Origin of the sequence: Pseudomonas sp. NBRC 111132 (assembly GCF_001320565.1) — a bacterium.
GTDB classification, from domain to species: domain Bacteria; phylum Pseudomonadota; class Gammaproteobacteria; order Pseudomonadales; family Pseudomonadaceae; genus Aquipseudomonas; species Aquipseudomonas putida_P.
In genome coordinates this window covers 1-26,237 of the sequence record NZ_BCBI01000037.1, presented here as the reverse complement: position 1 = coordinate 26,237, position 26,237 = coordinate 1, and the positions used below count along the sequence as shown (strand labels likewise).

General features: G+C 55.9%; 24 protein-coding genes. 12 read left to right on the top strand and 12 right to left on the bottom strand.

Translation table 11 applies throughout. The annotated features are described in order from the left end of the window. The first annotated feature begins 162 nt into the window (after positions 1–162). From APH35_RS17890 to APH35_RS17870, 5 genes are all read left to right on the top strand, one after another. Positions 163–1,434 carry a TolC family protein gene (locus tag APH35_RS17890; protein ID WP_010951456.1) on the top strand — a complete coding sequence of 424 codons (1,272 nt, stop codon included), beginning with the start codon at positions 163–165 and terminating at the stop codon, positions 1,432–1,434. A gap of 68 nt (positions 1,435–1,502) precedes the next feature. Further along, positions 1,503–2,753, top strand: coding sequence for an efflux RND transporter periplasmic adaptor subunit (locus tag APH35_RS17885; protein WP_010951455.1), 1,251 nt, complete (start codon positions 1,503–1,505; stop codon positions 2,751–2,753). A gap of 24 nt (positions 2,754–2,777) precedes the next feature. Then, positions 2,778–5,939, top strand: a complete 3,162-nt coding sequence (locus APH35_RS17880) for a CusA/CzcA family heavy metal efflux RND transporter (RefSeq protein WP_010951454.1) — start codon at positions 2,778–2,780, stop codon at positions 5,937–5,939. Between the two features lie 162 nt (positions 5,940–6,101). After that, positions 6,102–6,425 (top strand): DUF2790 domain-containing protein, encoded by a 324-nt coding sequence (locus tag APH35_RS17875; RefSeq protein ID WP_003253432.1) that lies wholly within the window; start codon positions 6,102–6,104, stop codon positions 6,423–6,425. 202 nt (positions 6,426–6,627) lie between these two features. Then, a complete protein-coding gene (locus tag APH35_RS17870) occupies positions 6,628–8,625 on the top strand; it encodes a heavy metal translocating P-type ATPase (protein ID WP_010951452.1) in 1,998 nt (665 codons plus the stop codon). A gap of 92 nt (positions 8,626–8,717) precedes the next feature. Here the strand turns inward: APH35_RS17870 and APH35_RS17865 are convergent, their stop codons facing one another. From APH35_RS17865 to APH35_RS17850, 4 genes are all read right to left on the bottom strand, one after another. Continuing rightward, complete coding sequence (locus tag APH35_RS17865; protein WP_010951451.1) at positions 8,718–8,942, bottom strand: hypothetical protein; 225 nt, start codon at positions 8,940–8,942, stop codon at positions 8,718–8,720. Positions 8,943–9,069: 127 nt separating this feature from the next. Further along, the gene (locus tag APH35_RS17860; protein ID WP_011953109.1) at positions 9,070–10,095 is read right to left on the bottom strand and encodes a hypothetical protein; all 1,026 of its coding nucleotides are present in this window, start codon (positions 10,093–10,095) and stop codon (positions 9,070–9,072) included. Positions 10,096–10,393: 298 nt separating this feature from the next. Beyond that, positions 10,394–11,701, bottom strand: a complete 1,308-nt coding sequence (locus APH35_RS17855) for an OprO/OprP family phosphate-selective porin (RefSeq protein ID WP_009395904.1) — start codon at positions 11,699–11,701, stop codon at positions 10,394–10,396. Between the two features lie 210 nt (positions 11,702–11,911). Further along, the gene (locus APH35_RS17850) at positions 11,912–12,880 is read right to left on the bottom strand and encodes a LysR family transcriptional regulator (protein ID WP_011953108.1); all 969 of its coding nucleotides are present in this window, start codon (positions 12,878–12,880) and stop codon (positions 11,912–11,914) included. A 257-nt stretch (positions 12,881–13,137) separates the two neighbouring features. On the opposite strand from APH35_RS17850, the gene APH35_RS28435 reads away from it, so the two are divergent. The 3 genes from APH35_RS28435 to APH35_RS17840 are packed head-to-tail and all read left to right on the top strand — an operon-like array spanning position 13,138 to position 15,954. Next, positions 13,138–13,557, top strand: a complete 420-nt coding sequence (locus APH35_RS28435; protein WP_010951446.1) for a GtrA family protein — start codon at positions 13,138–13,140, stop codon at positions 13,555–13,557. Beyond that, on the top strand, positions 13,523–14,506 hold the full coding sequence (locus APH35_RS17845; RefSeq protein WP_010951445.1) for a glycosyltransferase family 2 protein: 984 nt from the start codon (positions 13,523–13,525) through the stop codon (positions 14,504–14,506). The genes APH35_RS28435 and APH35_RS17845 overlap by 35 nt, the downstream gene beginning before the upstream one ends. Beyond that, on the top strand, positions 14,500–15,954 hold the full coding sequence (locus APH35_RS17840) for a phospholipid carrier-dependent glycosyltransferase (RefSeq protein ID WP_010951444.1): 1,455 nt from the start codon (positions 14,500–14,502) through the stop codon (positions 15,952–15,954). Before APH35_RS17845 ends, APH35_RS17840 begins: the two co-directional genes overlap by 7 nt. A gap of 82 nt (positions 15,955–16,036) precedes the next feature. Here APH35_RS17840 and APH35_RS17835 read toward each other — a convergent pair whose 3' ends face one another. Then, complete coding sequence (locus tag APH35_RS17835; protein ID WP_010951443.1) at positions 16,037–16,258, bottom strand: hypothetical protein; 222 nt, start codon at positions 16,256–16,258, stop codon at positions 16,037–16,039. Between the two features lie 266 nt (positions 16,259–16,524). Here APH35_RS17835 and APH35_RS17830 point away from each other — a divergent pair, with 266 nt between their 5' ends. After that, on the top strand, positions 16,525–17,112 hold the full coding sequence (locus APH35_RS17830; RefSeq protein ID WP_010951442.1) for a hypothetical protein: 588 nt from the start codon (positions 16,525–16,527) through the stop codon (positions 17,110–17,112). A 57-nt stretch (positions 17,113–17,169) separates the two neighbouring features. On the opposite strand, the gene APH35_RS17825 is transcribed toward APH35_RS17830, so the two are convergent. Together APH35_RS17825 and APH35_RS17820 are read right to left on the bottom strand one after the other, a co-directional pair. Beyond that, complete coding sequence (locus APH35_RS17825) at positions 17,170–18,588, bottom strand: heavy metal sensor histidine kinase (protein WP_010951441.1); 1,419 nt, start codon at positions 18,586–18,588, stop codon at positions 17,170–17,172. Next, a complete protein-coding gene (locus APH35_RS17820; RefSeq protein WP_009395889.1) occupies positions 18,585–19,259 on the bottom strand; it encodes a heavy metal response regulator transcription factor in 675 nt (224 codons plus the stop codon). Before APH35_RS17820 ends, APH35_RS17825 begins: the two co-directional genes overlap by 4 nt. 689 nt (positions 19,260–19,948) lie before the next feature. On the opposite strand from APH35_RS17820, the gene APH35_RS17815 reads away from it, so the two are divergent. Further along, complete coding sequence (locus APH35_RS17815) at positions 19,949–20,275, top strand: DUF2790 domain-containing protein (protein WP_009395890.1); 327 nt, start codon at positions 19,949–19,951, stop codon at positions 20,273–20,275. A gap of 32 nt (positions 20,276–20,307) precedes the next feature. On the opposite strand, the gene APH35_RS17810 is transcribed toward APH35_RS17815, so the two are convergent. The 3 genes from APH35_RS17810 to APH35_RS28430 form a co-directional block, all read right to left on the bottom strand. Next, the gene (locus tag APH35_RS17810) at positions 20,308–20,658 is read right to left on the bottom strand and encodes a DUF3147 family protein (RefSeq protein ID WP_060515211.1); all 351 of its coding nucleotides are present in this window, start codon (positions 20,656–20,658) and stop codon (positions 20,308–20,310) included. A 156-nt stretch (positions 20,659–20,814) separates the two neighbouring features. After that, positions 20,815–21,720, bottom strand: a complete 906-nt coding sequence (locus APH35_RS17805; protein WP_060515210.1) for a cation diffusion facilitator family transporter — start codon at positions 21,718–21,720, stop codon at positions 20,815–20,817. 54 nt (positions 21,721–21,774) lie between these two features. After that, positions 21,775–22,113: a zinc ribbon domain-containing protein gene (locus APH35_RS28430; protein WP_082425824.1), complete on the bottom strand. Its 339-nt coding sequence runs from the start codon at positions 22,111–22,113 to the stop codon at positions 21,775–21,777. A gap of 490 nt (positions 22,114–22,603) precedes the next feature. Between APH35_RS28430 and APH35_RS17795 the strand changes: the two genes are divergently transcribed. Together APH35_RS17795 and APH35_RS29435 are read left to right on the top strand one after the other, a co-directional pair. Continuing rightward, positions 22,604–24,301: a phosphoethanolamine transferase gene (locus APH35_RS17795; RefSeq protein WP_003298414.1), complete on the top strand. Its 1,698-nt coding sequence runs from the start codon at positions 22,604–22,606 to the stop codon at positions 24,299–24,301. A gap of 122 nt (positions 24,302–24,423) precedes the next feature. Further along, a complete protein-coding gene (locus APH35_RS29435) occupies positions 24,424–24,552 on the top strand; it encodes a hypothetical protein (protein ID WP_003253468.1) in 129 nt (42 codons plus the stop codon). Positions 24,553–24,591: 39 nt separating this feature from the next. On the opposite strand, the gene APH35_RS17790 is transcribed toward APH35_RS29435, so the two are convergent. Together APH35_RS17790 and APH35_RS17785 are read right to left on the bottom strand one after the other, a co-directional pair. Beyond that, positions 24,592–25,797, bottom strand: coding sequence for an ISL3 family transposase (locus APH35_RS17790; protein ID WP_082425822.1), 1,206 nt, complete (start codon positions 25,795–25,797; stop codon positions 24,592–24,594). Between the two features lie 213 nt (positions 25,798–26,010). Then, positions 26,011–26,217, bottom strand: a complete 207-nt coding sequence (locus APH35_RS17785; RefSeq protein ID WP_011953104.1) for a hypothetical protein — start codon at positions 26,215–26,217, stop codon at positions 26,011–26,013. Positions 26,218–26,237: the final 20 nt, after the last annotated feature.

Genomic DNA, 26,237 nt, shown 5'->3' with positions numbered 1-26,237 from the left:
TTTTCGGGCATTACAGGACATTCTTACGGAATTGTAATTTTCTAGCCACCCCTCTGATAGCTACCGCTCATTAGAGTGCCATCACCTAATCAAGTGGGGCTTGGCAGCTGTTTCGGCGTTCTCGCCAAGCTTTATCGAAGTTTGTGCACGAGGACCATCAAAGTGCCCCGGTATAACCGCAATGTCTTACCCAAGACCCCCGTCTCGCCCTGGAAGATCGCTGCACTCTGTGCAGTCATCTCTGGGTTGATGGCGCCTGCAGCCCTTGCCCAAAGCATCAGCTTGCCCCAGGCGCTTTCGACGGCCATGGATGCCAACCCAGACCTGGCCGCGGCCAGGCAAGAAATTGGGATCGCTGATGGTGCTCGCAAGCAGGCCGGGCTTATCCCCAACCCCACAATCTCGTATGACGTGGAAGACACCCGTCGTAACACCAGCCAGACGACTGTCTCTCTCAGCCAGACCCTTGAGCTGGGCGGTAAGCGGGGGGCTCGTGTTGACGTCGCCACATACGGGCAGACCGCCGCACAGCTTGAGTTAGACCGTCGCGTTAACGGCCTGCGTGCAGATGTCGTCCAAGCCTTTTACGCCGCGTTGCGGGCCCAGACAGGTCTCGACCTGGCCAAGCAATCTCTCGAACTGACTGAGCGCGGTCTTCGCATCGTCGATGGCCGTGTTCGCGCAGGTAAGTCGTCCCCAGTGGAGGCGACCCGCGCTCAAGTGCAACTGGCCGAAGCCCAGCTGCAAGTTCGACGTGCAGAAACGGAAAAAGCGACCGCTTACCAACAGCTCGCTCAAATTACCGGGAGCTCAGTCACCGTGTTTGATCGACTCGAATCGCCAACCCTCTCCCCGGGCTTGCCACCTCGCACTGAAGATCTGCTGGCTAAGCTCGACCAAACAGCAGAAATGCGTCAGGCCGTGGTGCAGATAGACAAGAGCGATGCCTCGCTCGGCTCAGAGAAAGCTCAGCGTATCCCGAACCTTACTGTCAGTGTAGGTAGCCAGTACGACCGCTCTGTGCGCGAGCGGGTCAACACTGTGGGCCTGTCTATGCCTTTGCCGCTGTTCGATCGTAACCAGGGCAACATTCTTTCCGCTTCTCGTCGTGCAGATCAGGCCCGGGACCAGCGCAATGCTGTTGAGCTGCGCCTGCGCACCGAAACCCAAACCGCGTTGAACCAATGGTCCACCGCCATGCAGGAGGTCGAGTCCTACGACAAGACCATTCTGCCTTCAGCCCAACAAGCCGTAGAGACCGCAACCCGCGGCTTCGAGATGGGCAAATTCGGTTTCATCGAAGTGCTGGATGCCCAGCGCACCTTGATCGTCGCTCGTGGCCAATACCTCGAATCGTTGGCAGCGGCGACCAATGCGCGTGCGCAGGTGGAAAGGGTTTATGGCGAAGTCGGCTCAACCGCCGGCACTCGCTGAACGGGCCAAACATTTTCTTCGGCACACAGCCTTGAACAAGCCGGTGCCTACGATCAGCAGGAGTAGCAATGGATAACAAACGCAAGATCGCCCTCGCGGTAGCCGCTGTGGCAGCCCTCGGATTTGGCAGCCTTGCCTGGAACAACAGTTCCGGACAGCAGGCCGCCAGTACTGCCGAGCATGGCGCTAACGATGGCCATGGCGACGAAAAGAAAGCCGCATCTGCCGCCAAAGAGGAAGGTGATGAGGGCCATGGTGAAGAAGGCCACAGCGAAGAGGGCGGTGAAGAAGAGGGCAAGCTGACGCTCAGCGCTGAACAGATCAAGGCCGCTGGTGTTGCCCTGGAAGCTGCAGCGCCTCGTGACCTCGGTACCGTCGTGAGCTTCCCTGGCGAAATTCGCTTCGACGAAGATCGTACTGCCCACGTGGTTCCTCGTGTTCCTGGCGTTGTTGAGGCTGTCCAGGCCAACCTGGGCGAGACGGTCAAGAAAGGGCAAGTCCTCGCGGTAATCGCCAGCCAGCAGATCTCTGACCTGCGCAGCGAACAACAGGCCGCACAGCGTCGCGTCGAACTGGCGCGTGTGACCTTCGAACGTGAGAAGCAACTGTGGCAGGACAAGATCTCTGCAGAGCAAGACTACCTCCAAGCACGCCAAGCGCTGCAAGAAGCGGAGATCTCCTTGGCCAACGCCAAGCAGAAGGTCGGCGCAATCGGTGCCTCGGTTAACTCCGTTGGCGGTAATCGTTACGAGCTCCGCGCTCCCTTCGACGCCGTGGTAGTGGAGAAACACCTGACCGTCGGCGAAGTCGTCAGCGAGGCGACCAACGCCTTCATCCTTTCCGACCTGAATCAGGTCTGGGCGACCTTCGCAGTTCCGCCGACAGATCTGGGCAAGGTCACGACTGGCCGTGCAGTGAAAGTCTCTTCGCCTGACATGAACGTCGAGGTCGAAGGGAAGGTGGGTTATGTCGGCAGCCTGCTGGGCGAGCAAAACCGTGCAGCTACTGTCCGCGTCACCTTGACCAACCCCAACGGCGCCTGGCGTCCAGGCCTGTTCGTAAACATTGCGGTCACCTCCCAGACCGATCGAGTTGCCGTAGCGGTCCCTGAGCACGCTGTGCAGACCGTTGAAGACAAACCTTCGGTATTCGTACGCACCCCAGATGGCTTTGACACCCGCCCGGTAAAACTGGGTCGCCGCGACAATGGGTACGTGGAAATCATCGACGGTATTGAAGCCGGCGCCCAGGTAGCAACCAGTGGCAGCTTCACACTCAAGTCCGAGCTCGGCAAAGCTTCTGCCGAACACGGTCACTGATGCGAACTGACAGGATGATTTCTCATGTTTGAACGTATCATCAGATTCGCCATCGAGCAGCGCATCGTAGTAATGATCGCCGTTCTGATCATGGCGGGTATCGGTATCTACAGCTATCAAAAGCTGCCCATCGATGCGGTACCCGATATCACCAACGTCCAGGTGCAGATCAACACTGCAGCGCCTGGTTACTCGCCCTTGGAAACCGAACAACGGATCACGTTTCCAGTTGAAACGGCCATGGCCGGTCTCCCGGGCCTTCAGCAGACCCGTTCCCTGTCTCGCTCTGGCCTGTCTCAGGTCACCGTGATCTTCAAGGATGGCACTGACATCTTCTTTGCCCGCCAGTTGATCAACGAGCGGCTGCAGGTTGCGAAGGAACAGCTGCCAGAAGGTGTAGAGGCCGTCATGGGTCCGGTATCTACCGGCCTCGGCGAGATCTTCCTGTGGACTGTTGAAGCCGAAGATGGCGCGGTCAAAGAGGACGGTACGCCGTACACCCCGACCGACCTGCGCGTGATCCAGGACTGGATCATCAAGCCTCAGCTGCGTAACGTCCCGGGTGTGGCCGAGATCAATACCATCGGCGGTTATGCCAAGCAGTTCCTGGTTGCGCCGGATCCAAAGCGCCTGGCTACCTACAAGCTGACACTCAATGACCTGGTCGCAGCGTTGGAAAGTAACAACGCCAACGTCGGTGCCGGCTACATCGAGCGTAATGGTGAACAGTTGCTCATCCGTGCACCGGGTCAGGTAGGCAATATCGAAGACATCGCCAACATCGTGATCACCAGTGTGGATGGTGCACCGATTCGCATCAGCAGCGTTGCTGACGTCAGCATCGGTAAAGAGCTCCGTACAGGTGCTGCTACTGAGAACGGCCGCGAAGTCGTGCTCGGTACCGTGTTCATGCTGATTGGTGAAAACAGCCGCACCGTATCTCAAGCTGTCGCCGCCAAATTGGCGGACATCAACCGCACCCTGCCAAAGGGCGTGGTGGCTGTGACTGTTTACGACCGTACCAACCTGGTTGAAAAAGCCATCGCGACGGTGAAGAAGAACCTGGTGGAAGGCGCGATCCTGGTTATCGCCATTCTGTTCCTGTTCCTCGGCAACATCCGTGCGGCTCTGATCACCGCGATGGTGATTCCGCTGTCCATGCTGTTCACCTTCACAGGCATGTTCAACAACAAGGTCAGTGCCAACTTAATGAGTTTGGGGGCACTCGACTTCGGCATCATCGTCGACGGTGCCGTGGTTATTGTAGAAAACGCGATCCGTCGACTGGCTCATGCGCAACATAAGCATGGCCGCATGCTCACCAAAACCGAACGCTTCCACGAGGTCTTTGCCGCGGCGCGAGAAGCTCGCCGGCCGCTGATCTTCGGTCAGCTGATCATCATGGTGGTGTACCTGCCGATCTTCGCCCTCACCGGCGTCGAAGGCAAAATGTTCCACCCGATGGCCTTCACCGTTGTGATGGCGCTGCTGGGTGCAATGGTCCTGTCCGTTACCTTTGTTCCTGCAGCTATTGCCATGTTCGTCACTGGCAAGGTGAAGGAAGAGGAAGGCGTGGTCATGCGCACAGCTCGACTGCGCTATGAACCGGTTCTGCAATGGGTGCTGGGACATCGGAACATCGCTTTCTCGGCCGCAGTAGCCTTGGTCGTGCTCAGTGGTTTGCTGGCAAGTCGTATGGGTAGCGAGTTCATCCCAAGCCTCAGTGAGGGTGACTTTGCGATGCAGGCCATGCGTGTGCCTGGAACGAGCCTCACTCAATCTGTCGAGATGCAGCAGCGTCTGGAGAAAGCGGTGATTGCGCAGGTGCCTGAAGTTGAGCGGATGTTCGCACGCTCGGGTACCGCAGAAATTGCATCTGACCCGATGCCGCCGAACGCCTCTGACGCCTACATCATGCTCAAGCCTCAGGATCAGTGGCCTAACCCGAAGAAGCCTCGTGATGAGCTGATTGCTGAAGTGCAGAAGGCCGCAGCGGGTGTTCCAGGAAGCAACTACGAGTTGTCGCAGCCAATCCAACTGCGTTTCAACGAGCTGATTTCGGGCGTGCGTAGTGACGTCGCTGTGAAAGTCTTCGGCGATGACATGGACGTGCTCAACAACACCGCCAACAAGATCGCGGCAGCGCTCAAAGCGGTCCCGGGCTCATCGGAAGTGAAAGTTGAGCAGACATCCGGCCTGCCGGTGCTGACCATCAACATTGACCGCGAAAAAGCAGCACGCTACGGCCTGAACATCGCGGATGTTCAGAACTCGATCGCTATCGCCGTGGGTGGCCGTCAGGCCGGCACGCTGTATGAGGGCGACCGTCGGTTCGACATGGTAGTACGCCTACCAGAGACCGTTCGCACCGACGTAGCGGGTATGTCCAGCTTGCTGATCCCGGTACCTGCCAATGCGGCACAGGGTGCCAATCAGATCGGCTTCATCCCGCTGTCCCAGGTCGCCAATCTGGACCTGCAACTGGGCCCGAACCAAATCAGCCGCGAGAACGGCAAACGTCTGGTTATCGTCAGCGCCAACGTTCGAGGCCGCGATCTGGGGTCCTTCGTTGAGGAGGCGACCGCATCGCTGGACAAGAAGGTGCAAATCCCTGCGGGCTACTGGACGACTTGGGGGGGCCAGTTCGAGCAGCTGCAGTCGGCTGCCAAACGCCTGCAGATCGTTGTTCCAGTCGCCTTGCTGCTGGTCATGACCTTGTTGTTCCTGATGTTCAACAACCTGAAGGACGGCATGCTGGTCTTCACCGGTATTCCATTCGCACTCACCGGTGGTGTTGTGGCGTTGTGGCTGCGGGACATCCCACTGTCGATCTCGGCAGGTGTCGGCTTCATTGCACTGTCCGGCGTTGCAGTACTGAACGGCCTGGTGATGATTGCCTTCATCCGCGGGCTAAGGGAGGAGGGACGAACGCTCAGACAGGCAGTCGATGAAGGTGCATTGACCCGTCTGCGACCTGTTCTGATGACAGCCTTGGTAGCGTCCCTGGGCTTCATCCCGATGGCTTTGGCCACCGGCACCGGTGCCGAAGTTCAGCGGCCATTGGCGACGGTGGTGATTGGCGGGATCCTGTCCTCCACCGCACTGACCTTGCTGGTACTGCCTGCCCTGTATCACTGGGCACACCGCAAGGATGAAGACGGCGACGAGGCCGAAGTGGTTAGCTAACAGCCTCCGCTAAAGAGAAGCCCACAACACGTGTTGTGGGCTTTTTTGTTTAAAGTGAAGTAGATGCACTTACCTTTCAAAATTGTAAGTTTCTCGTCATGCCGGTGATGCCTATGCATTGCTAAGGTTACGCCCGAGAAGTTTTGAAATTGAGAGGGTTTTATGAAAAAGCTAATTATCGCTGCTGCACTTGTTGTTTTCTCGGTGGCTTCGCAGGCCAACACTTTCTCCGAGAGCAAGCAGCTTCAATACACCAAGGAACACCAGACCGCAGTGGCCAAGTACGCGGAGAAAAATGGCAAGCCAATGCCAGAGATTCAGGATTACAAATATGGCATGAAGATAGACGTTGCGAAATTCGTACGTCAGTCGCAGGACCCCCGTACCTGCCAGGTCTATCCACGGTTGATGACCTTCGAGGACTCCCAGGGCACGCTCAAGACTGTTCGTTACTCGATGTATTCGCAATGCATCAACAACAAGTAGTAAACGATTTGAACAGAACAATTAGAGAATTCATAAATGCCAGGCAGTGCCTGGCATTTTTTATTACGCCCGATACCCCATAGCTTCGAAATGTTAACGCCTGGGCTCGGGCAAACCGTGCAATAGATCTTAGCCAACCAACAGAGACGGCTCCCCAACTGCAGAGGGCAATTGGAAGCCTTGACCCCAGAAGGGACGAGTTATGAAGAGTTTGCTTGAACGCCCTGATGACCAAGCCGGGCATGAAGGTCATAGCCATGAGCATGGCGGCATTTTTGGAATGAACACAGAGCTGATTTTCGCGCTGATCTGTGGTGCTCTCCTGGGTGCCGGAGCTCTCGCAGGAAAACTTGGCCTGATTGATCGTCTGCCTCTGATTCTGTACGTGTCGGCCTACGTGTTCGGTGGATGGTTCACCACTAAGGAAGCGGTTACCAACATCCGTCAGAAACGCTTCGAGATCGACTCGCTGATGCTTCTCGCCGCAGTCGGTGCCGCGAGCATCGGCGCCTGGGCGGAGGGGGCTCTGCTGCTGTTCCTGTTCAGTCTGGGGCATTCCCTTGAAAGCTACGCGATGGGGCGGGCCAAGAAAGCGATTGAGGCACTGTCCAAGCTCGCACCAGCCACCGCGATCGTACGCAGAGCAAATGGCACGGTGGAGATGCCCGTGGAGCTGCTGGTTCCCGGTGACGTTGTCATCGTGCGCCCCAATGACCGCCTGCCGGCCGATGGTTTTGTAGTCGTAGGCTCCTCAAGTATCAACCAGGCGCCAGTAACCGGTGAGAGCGTCCCCGTGGACAAGCAACCTGTTCCTGATGCCGAACTCGCACGCAGCAAGCCAGATGCAGTGGATGCAGCCTCGAAAGTCTTCGCCGGTACCATCAATGGCGAAACGCTCATCGAGGTTGAGGTAACACGGCGCTCTACGGAGAGTACCTTGGCGCGGGTCATCAAGATGGTCAGTGAAGCCGAAGTCAGGAAGTCACCGACCCAGCGATTCACGGACCGCTTCCAACGCATATTCGTCCCGTTGGTTTTACTGCTGGTAGTCGGGCTGCTATTTGCCGGCATTTTCCTTGACGAGCCGTTCCGTGACTCGTTCTACCGGGCGATGGCCGTACTGGTTGCAGCCAGCCCCTGCGCGCTCGCGATCGCTACACCAAGCGCCATTCTCTCTGGCATCGCCAGGGCAGCCCGAGGTGGCGTGCTGATCAAGGGCGGTGCGCCACTTGAAGAGCTTGGATCATTGAATGCCATGGCATTCGACAAGACCGGTACCCTGACCGAAGGGCGCCCACGTATCACCGATGTAATACCCATAGGCGGCACGCAGATCGAGGATCTGCTAAACGTCGCCATCGCTGTGGAGTCGATGAGCGACCATCCGCTGGCTGCGGCAATTGTGCGTGACGGTGAAGAGATGATTGGCACACGGCGCCGATTCCAAGCCAAGAACATGAGCAACATGATTGGCCGCGGCGTGCGTGCTGAGCTTGATGGGCAGTTCGTCTGGATTGGCAAGGTCGAGATGTTCGGTACCAATGGTATTCCCGCACTCAGCAAGGCAGCCCTGGAGGCTGCGGAGCGTCTACGTCAGTCAGGCCGTACCACCATGGTGGTACGGCGTGCTGACAAGGATCTGGGCGCTATCGGGCTATTGGACACACCCCGGGAGGGGGCCAAAGAGGCACTCCAGAAGCTTAGAGAGATGGGCATCGAACGCATGGTCATGATTTCTGGAGACCACAACCGCGTTGCAGAGGCTGTAGCCAAACAAGTTGGCTTAGATGAAGCGTGGGGAGACCTGATGCCGGAAGACAAGGTCAAGGCCATCAAAAACCTGCGCCTTAGCGCCAAGGTGGCCATGGTGGGTGACGGCGTCAATGATGCCCCTGCCATGGCCAGTTCGAGCGTTGGTATCGCAATGGGGGCTGCTGGATCTGATGTTGCCCTGGAAACGGCTGATATCGCGCTTATGGCTGACGACATCAGGCAACTCCCATTTGCGGTGGGGCTGAGCCGTCACACGCGATCGATCATCCACCAGAATCTGTTCGTCAGCTTGGGGATTGTGGCCATCCTGGTTCCGTCCACCATCATGGGCTTGAGCATTGGTGCCGCTGTTGCGATCCATGAGGGCTCCACACTGTTGGTCGTCTTCAACGCCTTGCGCCTGTTGGCCTACCGCAGAAGCACCTGATCCCTGAGCTTCAATCATGAAGCTAAGCAGGGAAATGACCTGAAGTAGAAGTACGGGTCGTGCGCGATCAGCGCACGACCCGTACTTTTCTCTCACTCGTCGATCCCGATGCGCTTGAGGCTTTCAAGGGCCTTTCCGCACTCAGGTGAGCCATGCCGTAAGCCGCAGGCCAATGCAGCTTTGAGGCTCATGACACCGGCTACGAAACCGACTTGATTGCCGACTCCGTGTCCGTCCGCAAATCCCTGATCATACGCAATCTCGACAAGCGCATTGATCGCCGCCAGGGTGTCCTGTTTGTTTTTACTCTTTTGCATATCTACTCCGCGAGCATTCAGCTCATATCGCTCGGTTAGGTGGCGGCGCCTTCAGGTTTGGGGTGAGCGAATCCCGCTCCCATAGCCAATCCCTAACGGGGGGCTCAGCCCGCCACCGTAAGGAAAATCAGCTATTGAGAGCAGATGACTCGTTTTGGTCACCCGTGCTGCTCGCCTCACCGCATTGGCACTGAGTGGGTACATCCGGGTAGTCGCTGTGATTCTCAATGAACAGCGTTCGGCAGGTTTCGCACCCATAGATCCGGGGCAGGGATTTAAGGCCGCTCGGAAGCACGTCACTCAGAGGCTCGTTATGCCAAGGAGCCCCGTCAAGGATTCTTGAACGCAGGATGTTTCCCAGGCGCCAGGTGTCACTTTGTGCGCGCCAGGACCACATCGGCGCAGAAAGCGAATACTGGATGAAGGTCTCTTGTGACTGCCTGGATAGCGGGTACTTGGGGCGGGTCCAGCCGGAATCGATGATGCTGAACCCCATGCCCATTTCTGCGCTCGGGTGGGTCTTTTCACCAAAGAAACGGTCATGCGTCGCTGGAGCCGTCGCATGATGGTCAGTCGGTGGGAATACCCACAGATAACACTCATCCCGGTTGACCATGCTGATGAGCTCGCTTGGCCCCCGCATGGGGGAATTTGCAGCCAGGGCGAAGCGATCCTTCCACGACATTTTGGGAGGCGGCGCAATACCAGCAGCGATGGCCAACGTGGCAGTCTTGGGGACGAAGCGATCGCCTAGCTCGTTCAGATCCAGGTTCTTGCAGAGAGCCTTGAAGGCCTTTTTGCGAGTCTTCGAGCTGAAGGAGGGGTCAAGGAGCAGGCGAACCTGGTTCACGCCGATTCCCGCAGTTCGTAGCACCTCAATGACTTCTTCAGCCACACCGACTGCTTGAAGATCGGTCAATCCTAAGCACGTTTTCGCCCGCTCGACCGCCGCGTAGAGGTTGTACTGCCGTGTCTCGTTGTCACGACAGACCTGAATTGGCAGCTTGTCTTGGATGGCAACTTGCGGTGCAACGGAGCCGATGGCCGCGTGGAACAGCTGGTGGAGGTGCAGATGAGAGTACGGGCGGCCAGAAGCCGAGAACGAGGCGTGCAGCTGAGCAGCGAGAGGTTGAAGCAGCTTTTTTGCAGACATGACTATCCCCTAATGAGCGACGTTGGGGTAGCTGCGCTTGTAGGGCCGTTAGACGCGAAGCTGGACGTCGAATCAGGTTCAATCATGAATAGGAGTCAGGTTTGATTTGCTTGCACGGCCACCATGCAAAGCCCGACGCGGCAATCACATCAGATTCGCCGAGCTTTGGCAAGAGCGGTCATCGGTAAGCGAAAGCAGGTAGGAGGAGGGCGCTCCATGCTTGATCACCTCCAGAAACAGGAAAGCCGGAAGCACGTTGAGCGCTTCCGGCTTTCTCACGTCAGACTGATGAGAGGGATCAGAAGACGTATTGCAGGCGGGTCACGATGGCATTGCCGCTGTCGTCGCCCACGGTGTTCTCGTTGTTGTCGGTGCGCACGTTGATGTAGTTGGCACTGACTTTCACCGCCTCGTTGACGTACCAGTTCACACCCACCGTGTGGCTCTTGGCCTTGCGCTCGTTCGATTGGTCCGCCGCGGTGACCAGGTTGCCGTCTTCGACCTTGATATCGTCAAAGCGGTAGAAGACTTCCCAGGCCCCCAGTTCCTTGTTCTCTGGTTTGATAGTGTCGAACTTGGCACCATCGAGCTTGTAGATACGCGGCTCGCCGGTCAGGGTGTAAGCCATCTGGGCGTAGTAACCGGAGGCCTTCATGTCGTTGTTGGCCTGGTCAGCTTTCAGCTTGCGGCGAAGGTATTCCGCTTGAACCGAGAACGGGCCGGTGGCCCAGGCACCTTCGAGACCCCAGACCGAGTCGTCCTTCCACAGGCCATCTTGTGCAGCAGCACCGCCAAACAGCATGCGGTTGCCGTTGGTGCCGGCATCGCCGCCGCCATTGGTATCTACACCGCGGACGCCCAGACGCGAACGAATCCGGGTATCGACCGCACTGTTTTTGAGGTCGCGGTAAGCGTACTGAGCACCGACGTGCAGGACGTTGCCATCACTGTGCAGCGGTGCGAACACGCCACGTACGTTGTAGCGCTTGGTGCTGTCGCCATCCGAGTTGTTATTGGTTTCGCTGAAAACGCTACCGGAAACATAAGCCATGTCAGCGATGGTGCTGGTGGCTTGAACACCCATGCCGGCGTTGTCGTTGATCCAGTCCGCCAGGTCGTACGAGAGGTTCCGCTCCATGGCGGTGGTCCACTTCGAACTGGTGGCTTTCTCAAGACCGAAGTCGGTGTAGAAACGGCCAAAGCGCAGTTGCACCGGCTTGAAACCCGTGTAGGTCAGGCTGGCTTCGTCGAAGTAGCCGTCGGAGTCGTTGCCCGTGTTGCGGGAAAGGTCGTAGTTGAGCTGATACTTCCAGTCGCGGTACAGCACGCCACCGAGCTCAAGGTAGGCGCGACGGAAGTAGCCTGCGTCAGCGGTATCGCCATTCTTGGTGAAGACACCATCGAAACGGCCGTAGTCGGCCTGAACTCGGCCGCCCAGTTTGAAACTGAATTCCTTGTCAGAAGTCGATACTTCAAGACCGCCCTTGGTCTTCAGAACGATGTCAGCTCCGTCAGTGGTTACTGTTCCGGAGAATGCTTGCGAGGAAAATGTGCCTATTATTGCGGCAGCCAACAGCTTTTCCCGCATGTTCGAAGAACGGATCATTGCTTGCCTCTCGTATGTTAAGTGCTTAGCTACCGACGTTATATTTCGCCCTGCGCCGGCCTAAATTTATCTTGCAGATGGGAGCAGGCCACGGTTGTCACCCGCTGTAACAAGATGCCTTTGTTCTAAGCACTCTGACTAGGTTGCAAGCGAATATGACAGTTGTGTTTCTGTAGTGTTAACGGAGGAGTTTGAAACCTAACAAAACTGTTACCGAACAAGCCAGTCCTTCTTATCAAAGAAGCTCTTCTTGATCAATCTTCGAATTTCCAAAACCTGCGGATTGCGGACAAGCTTCGTTTTGATAACAAGATAGACATCTTTCTCCTCCAGGTCGTCCAGGAAACCCGGCACGGGTAGGATATTTCTCTCCAGTTTTCGGCTGTAGTCGGGCAGCACTCCAATACACGCACCGCCAACGACAAGGCCTCGTGATAGGTTGTAGCTCTTGACCCGAGTGGTACCGCCCTGATGCTCAGCCATTATCGATGCCCACTTTCGTGAGCCCGCCAAGATCTCTTCATCCCAAGGGACAACGAGCATGAAGTTGTGCAAATCCAAGCTCTCCACTGGAAGGGTGACGCTTCTTGAATAGCGGCTGGAAATGAACAGGGCGTGCCCAATCCGGCCAAGCCTTTCAAACCTATACGTAGGATGGCGATCAAGCGCGCCTTTATCATCTGGGCTCACCAAAGCGATACCCACATCGACTTCACACTCAGAAAGCATCTGCGTTGTGCATTCTGAATGGATTTCCAGCTGCATTTCGGCATGATCACGCACGTAGGCGACTAGATCGCGGTTTACGATGTCGTTCAGCACTGGCTCTGTGATCGCGATGGTAAGCCTGGGGACTTCCTTTTCACCGGACTTGCCAAGGCCGTCTGGGCCGAAGAGCTGGCACAGGTAATGGCTGACCCTCTCGCCTGTGCGGGTCAGGGCAAGCTTGTTGTGTTTGTAGACAAACACGGGAGCACCAATGTGCTCTTCCAGTTTCTCCAAGCGTTTCCGCAGGCCTACCACTGGCACATTGAGCCCTCGGGCAGCCTGTTTGAAACTGGCACAACGTGCTGTTGCGAAAAACTCTACGGCCAGCTGATCATCAATTGGCAAATCATCCAATATGTCAGGGCTGTAAGGAACAACGCTGCTTGTATATGTTTCATTTTGTGTAACCATTAGGTCCCCCTTAATTCGGGGAATCTATCTCAATGCCACCCGGTGTTTCCTTATCTTGTCAACATTGTAATCCACGGGTCATGCATGCGTTATCGGAAGGCTTTTATTTCGAAAGCGTAATTTTCAGGCAATCCCTCTGATATTGTAGCGTGCTAGCCTAGTGCGCCGACTTGTTACTTACCATATATAGATTCGGCTAATTACGCATTTACATTTAGTTCACTATTTTTTCACCTTTGCCTCCATAGGCTTTGGGCATGGAAAATCAAACCCCACCTCTTACTACCTTACTGATTCGTTATCTGGGGATCGGCTTCATAGCAACGGGAGTCCATTATGCGGTGTTCCTATTGCTGGTTACGACAGAATTCGTTACTCCGTTACTGGCCAGTATCTGTGGCGGCATGGTTGGCGCAATCGCGAGCTTCATTGGAAATAGGGCGCTCTGTTTTGTGGCAGATGGCTCTCGTAAGTTTCAGCCTGTCAGGTTTGCACTGGTCGCGTTAACCACAAACTTCGGCAATGGCGTGGGTATGTGGTTCCTCATCAAGTCGAATCTGTCACCGCTCATCTCCCAAGTCGTAGTGACCTTAAGCCTCACTGCACTTGGATTCATTGCACATCGTTTTTGGACATTCAATCATGCAGACATTACATCGCTTTCCCGAGCGCCCTGATCCCTTGTTAACCATCGTGGTCCCTTGCTTCCAGGAAGAGGAAACCATCCCCGAGTTCCACCAGCGAATCACCCGCGTGGTGAAGCGCTTACCCGTCTCCTGCGAAATCCTCTATGTCGACGACGGCAGTAATGACCGGACGGCCGACATTCTTCGCCACTATCAGGATGGGTCATCTGTACGTTGCCTGTCCCTGAGTCGCAACTTCGGCAAAGAGGCTGCACTGAGCGCCGGGATAGACCATGCCCGTGGCAGTGCGCTGATCTTCATTGATGTCGACCTGCAGGATCCACCAGAGCTCATCGCGGCCATGGTGGACTACTGGCAACGCGGCTACGACGTGGTGAACATGCAGCGCAACCTGAGAATCGGTGATTCGTGGTTCAAGCGCATGAGTGCCCGGGCTTACTACTGGGTCATGCAGCGCCTGGTGGAGAAGGTGGACATGCCGGCCGATGTCAGCGATTTCCGATTGATTGGGCCTGCGCCGCTGGCAGCCCTGCGGGCCCTGGATGAACGCTCCAGGATTCTCAAAGGCATGATCGGCTGGGTAGGCTTTCGTACCATCGAACTGCCCTACAATCGCACTGTTCGCCATGCCGGGAGCACCAAATGGAATGCAGCTGGCCTGTTCAATCTGGCCATCGAGAGCATCGTCAGCTTCTCTCGCAAACCACTGCGCATTTTCAGCCTCATCAGTTTCGGTCTTTTCGTCTCCAGCATCTGCTACATGCTTGCGTCGCTTGTGGCAGGCAGTTTCGACATCCATCACCTGATCGTCGGAATGGCTTCATTCATGTGCGTCGGTGTCGCCATGGTGGGGGAGTACCTGGGCGTGACACTCGCGGAAGTGAAGCGCCGGCCTCTCTATTTCCTGAAGCACAGCAACAAGGCAGATCCCGTGTCACTCCACCCTTCGATGGCTTCGATCGAGGGTAAGAAATGCTGAACCTGAAGAACGAGAGGACGCTGTGGTGGGTCCTGGGTTCGATTTTGCTATTGCGTTTGGTGGGGCTGGGCATCTACCCGCTGATGGACACATCTGAGGCCCGTTACGCTGAAATGGCTCGCAAGATGGTCGAGTTGAATGACTGGATCACGCCCATGTTCGACTACGGGGTACCGTTCTGGGGCAAGCCTCCGTTGTCCTTCTGGACCCAGGCCGCGAGCATGACGGTCTTCGGCGTTAACGAGTTCGCTGCGCGCTTCCCAGCGTGGCTACTCCACCTGGCAAGCTGTTTCATCATCATCAAACTCGGCACGCAGCAGATTTCTCGTAACGCCGGCATCTGGGCTGCCATTATTTTTTCCAGCACCACACTTGGCCTGGTCTCCAGCGGTGTTGTGCTGACTGACCCTGTTTTGTCGTTCTCGATTCTGCTGGCCAGCTACGGTTTCTGGCGTTGGATGAAGTGCGCCAGCAAGGCGGATGCCTACCTGATGTTCGCAGGTCTCGGGCTGGGCTTGCTTGCCAAAGGGCCGCTGACCCTGGTGCTTATGGGGGCGCCGGCATTCGCCTGGTTCGTTATCTACAAGGAATGGGGACGGGTACTGAGGCTTCCCTGGATTAGCGGCCTTGTACTCATGTTCGGTATATCCGTGCCATGGTATGTCGCGGCCGAGATGAAAACGCCCGGCTTCATGGAGTACTTCTTCGTTGGTGAGCACTGGAGCCGCTACGTCGTCAGTAACTGGGCAGGGGACCTCTATGGTAGTGCTCATGCCAAGCCGTACGGCAGCATCTGGATCCAGCTCGGATTGTCGCTACTGCCATGGGCCTTGTTTCTACCACTGTTGATCCGCAAGCGTGGATCGATGCAGCGCTTCAAAGCCTACCTCTGGCTGTGGGCCTTGGCGACACCGGTCTTCTTCACATTTGCAGGCAACATTCTGTGGACCTACCTGCTACCCGCGCTGCCAGCGTGGGCATTGCTGCTGTCTGCACGGGTCAGCGAAGTTGGCCCGAAGACCACCTGGGCTGCCGCTGCGAGCGCATTGGTGTTGCCAATCATCGGTGCGGGCATCATCTACGCCGGGGTACTAGAGGAGCGCCCTCAGAATCAGCGGGATGTGGTTCAAGCCTGGCTCAATGTGCAGTCTGCTCATTCCGCTCCCCTGATCTATCCTGGCCGCCGCTCATACTCGTCGGAGTTTTACAGCAGCGGGAAGTCCGAGAACATCAAGGATCCTGCCAAGTGGCCGCGGGATGGCTCGTTCTATCTGTCCAGGCGCTTGCGAGACAGCAAGGATGGTCTGCCCGCTGATCTAGCTTGCACATCGATCACCGAAGCGAACGCCAGCCAGCTCCTGCTGTGCCATTGGAAACGCCCCGCACAAGGTGCCGAGGGTCTGGCCGGAGAAAGCAATGCGGAAACGCCTCGCAAGAACGAAGGCTAAATTCCAAGCACAAAAAAGCCAGGTTTTACCCTGGCTTTTTTGTCGATTTCTTTCGTCATTTGAAGTCCTATTTAACCGCCGATTAATTGTCGGCTTGTTCCTTACCATCCTTGCTTTCTTTCTTTTGCTCTTGAGCGACTTGTTGTTTGTTCTGGTCCGAAGAGTCATCGCTCCATAGGCGAGCCTGTTCGGTTCGGAAGTTCTCGTTGAACTGTTTCGTTCGCTCGAAGCCGCCTTCAGCGTAAGCGGTACCCATGAGACCCAGCAGCAGGCTGCCAATAGCGATAGATTTGACAAATTTCATTGTGAACCTCGGTTCATACTAGGCCAACCTGATTAGCGGCCTTTGTTGGTTTGTAGTTTAGGAACGCGAAGCTAACGACAAGGTGAGTCAATAATTACAATTCCGTAATTTTGGCTGCAGATAGGATGCGTTAAATCTTCAAATCTGGAAGGATCATGTCTATCTCGGCACTGTCGAGGGCGACTTCGAATTTTCTCTTAAATTACAATTTTGATATCTAGCGCGTTAATTCAGCGCGGCGTTGTTGGCCGCCCTAGGAGATAGCCATGAATGACATAGAGCCCTGGGCAGTTGCTATCGGTGACTTTCGCCGCTGCACTGAAAAACTCACTGTCCAGCTCGATGAGCTGACCTCGCAGACGCGCACCTCCAGCGCTGTTCTGGAGAGGTCGAACGAACTGGTGGAGCAGGTGGACGCTGTCGGCCGGCAGATTCAGGAGGAGGTGCGAAAGGCGGAGAAGGCTTGGTCGAACGCGGAGGAGGTTGCCTTGCGCGCCGCTGCATCAGCGTATTCAGCTGCATGCCGCGGAGTCGACACCGCCATCCAGCCACTGATCTCGGAGCTTACAGCAGCGACAAAGGCGGCGGACGCCTCTATCCAGGAGCTCAAGCGGGCACCGGTGCTGGCCAAGCGTTATGTGATGGTGGTCGCCACGGCGTTCTTCATTCTGGCGCTGATCTGTGTCTACTCGACCATGCGCCTGATCGATGCCGCCGGCAGCGTAAGTGCTCAAGAGAAAGTGAATGCTCAGTACTTCTCACACCTGTGGAAAAACGCCAATCCTGACGAACAGAAGATTATTAAGTCGGTGATTCTGCGGTCGCCCATGGACCCTGTGGTCCTTCGGCACTGATGCATTGAGGCAAACAAAAGGCCCGTCGATTGACGGGCCTAATCGTGTCTGCGCAATTTAAGCGGCGGTCATTGCCGGCTGCATTTGCTGGGCTTCCGGAAAGTGAAGGTGGAACCAGGTGAAGTTTTCTTCGGTCACCTCCACGCTCGCCGATCCCTGGTGCAGACTCATGATCGACTGCACAATGGCCAAGCCAAGACCGGTACCGCCTTCGCTCCGTGCTCGGCTCTTGTCCACACGGTAGAACCGCTCAAACAAGTGCGCGTGGTGTTCCTTGGCAATACCACGGCCGGGGTTGCCGACACTCAACGTCGTACCGCTCGCACTATGCTGCACCTTAACGTAGACCGTGCGGCCGCGAGGGCAGTAACGGATCGCGTTCGAGACCAGATTCGAGACGGCACGTTGAACCATCAGGCGATTCCCGCGCACCACGTCATCACTGCCGGAGATCTGCAGCTGAATCTCGCCTTCTTCTGCTGAAATGCTGAAGAGATCGCACACTCGCTGAACCTCGTCGACCAAGGAGACGGATTCGAACTCCACCATTGATGCTGGATGACTGACCTGGGCCAAGAACAGCATGTCGGAAACCATGCGGCTCATGCGGTCCAGCTCTTCTGTGCACGACTCCAGAACCTCCCGGTACTCGGAAAGCGATCGTTCTCTGGTCAAGGCAACCTGGGCCTTGCCCATCAGGTTGGAAAGCGGTGCTCGAAGTTCGTGAGCAAGGTCGTCAGAAAACTGCGAGAGCTGCTGAACCCCATCATCCAGGCGAGCCAGCATGATGTTGATGCCGTCGGCGAGCATTTTGAGTTCTGCCGGCATCCCATCAGTTGGAAGGCGATGGTCGAGGCTCTCGGTTGAGATTTTCGAGGCGATCTTGAGGAACTTGGTCAGTGGTAGCAGGCCTCTGCGCACAGTCCACCAGCCAATGGCCAAGATCAGTGCGAGGATGACGGGGGACATCATCAAGGCCCAGGTCAGCAACGCATCGAGCAGCGCCTCACTGGATGACTGGTCCATGGTCATATAGACGCTGACCTCTGTTCCATCGCCCAAACGCATGATTCGAGAAGCACTCAGCAGAGGACGGTCCTGCGTATCACGCCATTCGTGCTCTTTGGGCTGGGCCGCCGGCTGAAACTTGTGCACCTCCAGATTGACCTGTTTCGAGCCAATCGAGAGCAGGGGAGTCTGATTCTGTGAGGTATCGAATATGCTCACATACAGGTTGTTGTGGCCCATGACCAAATCGACAAGCTGATGCGCATCCGCGTTGACGCCGGAGATGTCCGGGATGGTGGACAGGTTGTGAGCCATCCCCGCCATCTTTACTTCCAGGTCTGCTCTGGCATTTCTTTCCAGAGCCTTGCCTACCATCAGATAGCCAAAGGTGGCGAACAGAAGCAGCAACGCTGCGCTCATCAACCCAACTTTTAACCCCAGCTTTGCAGCCAGGCTGAATGGCCTCATGCGCGTTCCTCAAAAACGTACCCAACGCCACGAAGCGTGTGAATGAGCTTGGTTTCAAACGGGTCATCGATCTTCGAGCGCAAGCGCCGGATGGCTACATCGATGACATTGGTGTCGCAATCGAAATTCATATCCCAGACCAACGAGATGATCTGAGAGCGAGTCAGCGCTTCGCCCGTTCGGCTCATGAGCAGGTGCAGAAGCGCAAATTCCTTGGTGGTGAGATCGATGCGTGTGCCACCGCGGAAGACGCGATGGCGGACGGAGTCGAGTTCCAGATCGGCAATTTTCAGCGAGCTCTTCTCGACTAACTCATCACCACGGCGTTGCAGCGAACGGATGCGAGCAAGCAGCTCAGGGAATTCGAATGGCTTCACAAGGTAGTCATCCGCGCCGCCGTCCAAGCCCTTGAGCTTGTCATTGATGCGTCCGCGGGCGGTCAGCATGATGATGCGGACCCGGCTGGTCTTACGGATGGTTTCCAGCAGGTCCCAGCCGTCGATATCCGGGAGGTTCACGTCCAGGAGGACCAACGAATAGACATTAGTGTTGAACAAGTGCAGAGCATCTACACCGTTGTGCACGATATCTACGACATACCCGCTTTCGGATAGGCCCTGCTGAAGATATTCGGCAGTTTTAATTTCGTCTTCCACAACTAGAACGCGCATAACTTATCTCAAGGTGTGAGGAAGGAGTTGGCCTAATCCGCCAAGATTATGGTTGCAGGCTGTTCGAAAGTTTGGCTGAGGGTATGGCATGTGGTAGTCGCTACCTCTGTCCATACGCCGGGTCACCTGAGGACGCTTGAATCTTAACGCGAAGAAGCTGGCCGCGGCGAAATCCTACAAATTTGTAATGTAGCCGCAAGATTTCTGACAGTCATGCAGGCTCCACCCCTAAGCATAGCGGATTCTGGGGCCTGCGGCGGTGTATGACAGATTCGCCTGGCAGGTGGAATCGGCCAGGACAGGCAGCATTTCGGTCGTTAGCTTGCAAGGACTGGTACTGGCCTTGGATCGAGGGCGCCACGCAGGCAGACCCCATGCACGGCCGCAAACCGCAGCGCCTTTCTGCAAATTAGTTCACGTGGCGGCTCGATATTCTCTCGAATAATTATCTTACAATCTATTACATGTCCAAATTGTAATTGCACGATCATCTTGGTGTTAGCCTCCTTTGCTAGTTTAAAGGCACCGGAAGAGGTATCGCTGCTTTGGAAATTGTCTCATTTCAAAGCGGCTTGGCAAGAGCATCGAGCAGTTGTTCGCGCCAGTGCATTCACCTGTAAACCATACGCTCCTTTGGTAGGTGAATTTTAGCGCCCCCCTACGGGCGCTTTTTTATTAAGGGACTTCTTATGAACACTACTGTATCAGCGATCGCCGTGTTTATGCTCTTTACATCACTAACAGCCAATGCCCAAAGCGGTATGGAGATCAATCAACGCATAGAGCGTTCTGCTAGAGAGGCTACTGCGGATTATGCTCAACGCGTAAAAAAGCCCATGCCTCAACTAGAAGACTACGCCTACGGCATGGACCTGGACGTTGGTAAGTTGGTGTATGTATCACCCAGCGTGCGGTACTGCGGTAATGTAAGAAGCATGATGACCTACGAAGACTCGAAAGGCGAACTGCACATGGTTCGCTACCTGGTGAAGGGCGAGTGTGTTAATAGCCGTTAAGACTCATCAAGATGATCCCTGCGGCCACCGGATCATAGAAGCTCAATGCCGAACCGGCGCAGCAGTATGGTGAAGACTCCGAAGCTGGCCATTGTGATGAGAATGCTGCTGATCAGTGTCGGCCAAAAGCCGAGCTTAGGTAGCAGCAATGGAAAAGCAATAAACATCGGCAGGGTCGGAAGCACGTACAAGAACGTGTACCAAGCATGGTTGGAGATCTTCTCCATGCTCTGGTTCTCCAAATAGAGCCAGACCAACGTCAAGACCGTGACCAAGGATAGGGCGGCGACCAAGCAGCCCAGCATGTCGCTGCGTTTCGCCAGCTCTGATACGAGAATCACTATACCGGCAGTGAGTAGGTACTTCTTGATGATCCAGGCCATCGCTGAGCCTTCTGGAGGTTGTGGACGAGGGCAGGCGAAGCCATTCACCAACCCCCTCGAAGCGCTCCTGCCGTTTACGGCATCCCTCACCGCATTTTTTTGCAACATCACCCTCAGCCAGGAGGGTGATGTGTTTGCATGGTGTTTACCGATCGGTCAGTGCGAGGGCGAGGGAACGCTCTCGTGGAAAGCTGCCCGCTCGATCTGGATGGTGCAGTGATGGATTTCGAATGCATCGCTGACAGCATCCACGACGGCCGCCAGCACAGCATCCCCATCTGCAGAATCCCGAACCACTACGTGCGACGTCATCACGTTGCTGCCACTGCTGACAGCCCACACGTGCAAGTCATGAACGTCCGTCACGCCATCTACGTCGAGGATGGTGGCCTCGATTGCAGTAACGTCGAGCCCCCTCGGGACACCCTCCATGAGGATCCCCAGGCTTTCGCGAAGCAACTGCCACGTCCGCGGCAGAACCCAAAGGCCGATTGCCACAGCGACAATCGTGTCGACCCAGGTCCAGCCGGTGAAGCGGATGATAAGTGCCGCGATGATTACGCCAAGCGAGCCGAGCATGTCGCTCCAAACTTCGAGGTAGGCTCCTTTGACGTTGAGGCTTTCGTTGCTCGCAGATGCCAGAAGGCGCATCGAAATTAGGTTGATGATCAGGCCGGCGATTGCGATCCACATCATCGCTCCGGTAGCGATCTCCGCCGGCATGAAGAAGCGCTGGTAGGCCTCATACAAGATGTACATCGCCACCAGGAAGAGCAGCACGGCGTTGAACGTCGAAGCCAGAATCTCCAGGCGCGCATAGCCGAACGTTCTTTTCTGATCCGCCGGCCGCTTGGCTATCTGAAGTGCAATCAGTGAGATCGCCAAGGCGGCAGTATCTGTGAACATGTGAGATGCGTCCGACAACAGCGCCAGGCTGCCGGTAATCCACGCACCGATCACTTCTGCAATCATGAAGCTGCCAGTCAAGGCGAGCGCCATGATTAGCTTCTTCTGATGCCCCTCGCGTACTGCAGCGCTGCCATGGTCATGATTTGAACCCACGTATTTCTCCTTGCGCAGGGTTGTGGTCTCGTTGGCCTTCCTGTTTACCTAGCCTTAGAGGGTCGCTTGGCCACACTGACTGCAAAATCTTGCTCCTGCACTCAGCAGCGAGCCGCAGGCGGTGCAACCACTCGATAGCGGTGTTCCGCAGTTTAGACAAAAGCGTGCTGACGGATCGTTGGCCGTCCGGCACTGCCTGCAGCCCTGCAGATCTTCGATGGGGGCTGGAGTGGCAGGGCGCCCGCCGTCATACACCTGATTGCCGCCGTCGCAGCCCTGCTGCCGGCCATGGCGATCATATTGCTCGGCCCCATGCCCCCCGCTGTGGTGCTTGCCTCCACCGTGGCTTCCACGGCCATGGTGCCCGCCCAGGATATTTTTGAAAAAGCTCATGGTATTCGCCCCTCATTGATGGGTGACATATTAACGAGCAAAAGTTGAAAATAATATTCTGCTCGCGAGAAAGACTTGTAAGTTGAATTGAAAGTTCAAAATTAGCCTACGACAAAACGAAACCGTTTTGTTTGTGAAATTAAATTTATCTAGCTGAGCGGAGCATTGCTTTTGGTGGGTAGTATCCCCCTAATTTTGATCATAGCGTGATCAATGACAATCAAAACAGCAGTAATTGGATTTCTGTCAGCATTGTAATCCCGAGGTCATCGTGTCGTTATCAGGTCCCGGAAATAATGCGCTCAGCGAGATTCATTTCTCTTTTTATCCCTATGCCTCACACATACTAAGCGTCCCCAACGCCTAGGGGCCTAAGGCCTCTGACGCTCCGCACATTGCGCAATCGCTCAGCATCTGTCGACGGTTTGCCTTGTAGCTCCCGCTAACTCCATAGCTACCGCCATGGATAAGCAGCTTCCAGAGTTTGATAATGACACCTTCCAAATCCATTGTTCACACCCTGTTAAGCAAATGGATCTTTGCTATTCGCAATGCGCGGCAGAAAGGCATCAGTACTAATTTGCTAATCGGCCTGGTGACTTTTTGGTTACTGCTATTCGCGAACGCTGAGCTCTGGAACGTGCTCTGGAAGCTGGTATTCAAAACCGATGAAGTGAACTGGCAGCTAGCGGCTAGCCTCCCAGTCATAGTATTCGCATGGGTGTTTACCGTTCTGAGCTTGCTGTCATGGGGGCGGCTGGCCAAACCCATACTGTGCCTGGTACTGATCAGCGCGTCTTTTGCGAGTTACTTCATGAATGCCTACGGCATCGTGATCGATTACACAATGTTCACCAACGTTGTGGAGACCGACGTCGCTGAGGCAACCGAGCTGCTGAATTGGAAGCTCGGTCTTTGGGTCGCAATGGTTGGGGTGTTGCCCGTCTACCTGATTGCCCGGGTTCCCCTCCGGCGCAAGCCTTGGGCCAAAGCTTTGGTCAGCAGGTTCATTGCTCTGTCGCTCGCTCTGTTGACCTTATCTGGCATCGCGTTGAGTCAGTACCAGTCGTATGCCTCCTTGCTGCGCAACAATCGGGAGATCCGGCTGATTCTGGTACCTACCAACTTGTTTGCGGCTGGCCATGGGTACCTGAAGCGTCAGCTGGCCTCACCTAAAACGCTGACGGCCATTGGTACTGATGCGGTAGTTAATCGACAGGGTGCGGCTCGTAAACCCAGGCTGCTGGTACTGGCAGTAGGAGAGACCGCTCGCTCCGCCAACTTCTCCCTCAACGGCTACTCCCGTGAAACGAATCCGGAACTAGAAAAGCGAAATGTCATTAGCTTCACGAACGTGAGCTCCTGCGGTACCGCTACCGCGGTCTCGCTGCCATGCATGTTCCTGGACGTGGGTAAGGCCCAGTACAAAGATGGCTTGGCCAAGAGCCGAGAAGGGCTGCTCGACGTGCTTCAACGCGCTGGCATCAGTGTCATGTGGACTGACAACAACTCGGGGTGCAAAGGGGTCTGCGACAGGGTTCCCAACCACAAGGCTGCCTCTCACGCGGATTCCCAACTGTGCACCAGCGAGGAGTGTAAGGACGGGGTGCTGCTCACGGAGATGCAAGACTTCATCAAGCGCCAGGAAGGCGATGCTGTCCTGGTGCTCCACTACAAAGGCAGTCACGGCCCGGCCTACTACAAGCGCTACCCCTCGCAATTCAAGAAATTCGCACCGGTGTGCGAGACCAACGAGCTCGACAAATGTAAGCAGGAGGAGGTGGTCAATGCCTACGACAACTCAATCCTCTACACCGATTATGTGACTGCAAATCTCATCGATATCCTGGCGGCCAACACCAAGTTCGACACTGCGCTGATGTACGTTTCGGACCACGGCGAATCGCTGGGGGAGGGTGGGCTCTATCTACACGGGCTGCCTTACGCGATGGCTCCTGACGAGCAAACAAAGGTGCCGTTGGTACTTTGGATGTCTGACTCGCTCGCGAAGAGCGAAAAGGTCAACGTGGGTTGTTTGAAAGCTCAAACCACGTCACCGCTGAGCCACGACAACCTGTTCCACACCGTGCTCGGCATGATGAACGTCCAGACGTCTTCGTATCGCTCAGCGCTGGATTTCACTGCCCCTTGTAAGCCCTTTGTCGGAGGCTCTTATTCTGGCCTCTGAATGTTCGATGTGGACCGGATCATCGGCCAGGCGGTTCTGCACCAGCCTGCTTTGACAGCTGAGAGAAGCTGGACTAATTACATAGCTGCATTCAACAACCCAAGCGGAAAAGGAAGTTTTGCATGAGCATCAAGCCAGGCCCAAAGCGCACCAATGAAGATGGCACTCCGGACAAAAGGCAGCGAGTCACCCCTGAAAAGCAGAAGGACCATCCGGACCTGAAACCCCACAAGCACAAAAAGGGGGAGTAAGAAAAAAGCAGCTCTCGGGAGCTGCTTTTTTTTGGTTCTTCACGGATTGCCGGGAAAGTCATTCTTGATCTTCATGAAAAAGAATTCGCTGTCCCGGTAGCCGTAAGCCATCCGCTTGATCACCTTGATCCGGTTGTTGATGCCTTCCAGCTGGCCCGTATGCATTGGCCATCGCACCCTGCTCAAGATGCCGCGCCAGTATCCCTTCAGGCGTTTAGCAAACTGCTTCAGTGCCGGTATCGCGCTTTCATCAGCCAGACGCAGCCACTGCTTCCAGGCTGATCGCCAACCCCAGGCGGTGGTGGGCGACCACAGCGCTTTTAACTCTGCTTTCATCAGATAAACCGTCATCAGCGATTGGTTAGCCGACAGCAGATCCCTCAGGTGCACCTGTTGATCTTCTCGCTTGAGATTTTCCGGATTACGCAGCAGTAGCCAGCGTGCTTGCTTGATCACCCTGCGCGCGGGTTTGTCATGGCGCAGACGGTTGGCTTCGTCGACCCGTACCCGGTCAATCACCTCGCGCCCATACTTGGCGACTACATGAAACAGGTCGTAGACCACGCGTGCCTGAGGGCAGTGTTGGCGTACCTCCAGGTCAAATGCGGTGTTCATGTCCATCGCCACTGCTTCGATCCGCGCACAGCCTTCTGGCCCCAGCTCTTCAAAGAAGGGCCTGACAGCCGCTCTGCTACGTCCTTCGCCAATCCACAGCACCCGGCGGGTATCGGCGTCCAGCACCACACTGGCGTAGCGATGGCCTTTGAACAGGGCGAACTCGTCCATCACCAGGCGCCTGGGCTGGGCCTTTGGTAGCTTCTCTAGAGCGGCTTGTAGAGCTCGTCGCTCCAGCAAGCGCACACTGTCCCAATGCAAGTCAAACAGCTCGGCGACGTGCAGGGTAGGCAGCCGCTGGCAAGCCTGGATCACGGCCTCGGCCAAGCGCTGGGTCATACGCGAATAGCGATCAAGCCAGCTGACTGACTCCATCCGCTTGCCGCATGCGCGACACCCAACGCGCCGCAGTTCCACATTCAACCGTACCGCATGGCCAAGAATGGGGAGATCACGGATCGAACGCTGGCAGTATTCGTGGATGGCGGTGCTGGGCTGATGGCAGCCGCTGCAGGTGGGGAACCTAGTGGGCTGCGGAATCAGGTCGATCAGCAGATCGTCGCCGTCAGGCCTGATGGCAATGACAGAAAAGCCCTCCCAAAAGGGCAGAAACGTATTAATATCGTGCACAAGAACGCCGGTTTGTTGATGTGTTTGCTCGCACGAACATCATCCATCAAACCGGCGTTCTTGTTTCTGTCTTTCCCGGGATTCCGTGAAGAACCTTTTTTTTTGGGGCTGTGTGCAAACCCTCCCGACCGTCTCGCTGATCAATCGGACCGCGTCGTGAGTCTTCCGCTTGGCTTGATGGATTCTGAAGCTACCTCCGGATCGGTTATCCCTTCAGTGCGGACGACGAGACTGATATCCCAGAGCGTTGAGCTGATACTCGCTGACAGCCCGAAATTGTGATTCTGCGATTTGACGCAGGCGCTCAACCTCTTCGGCAGATGAGCCAGAAGCCTGCGCCTCGTGGTATTGCTTCATCGCATCCACTGCGTCGGTATACATGGGGTGGTCGGGGAGAAGAGCTGGTATCTTTTTCGTCATGTAGCGGCAGGTCCTCACTG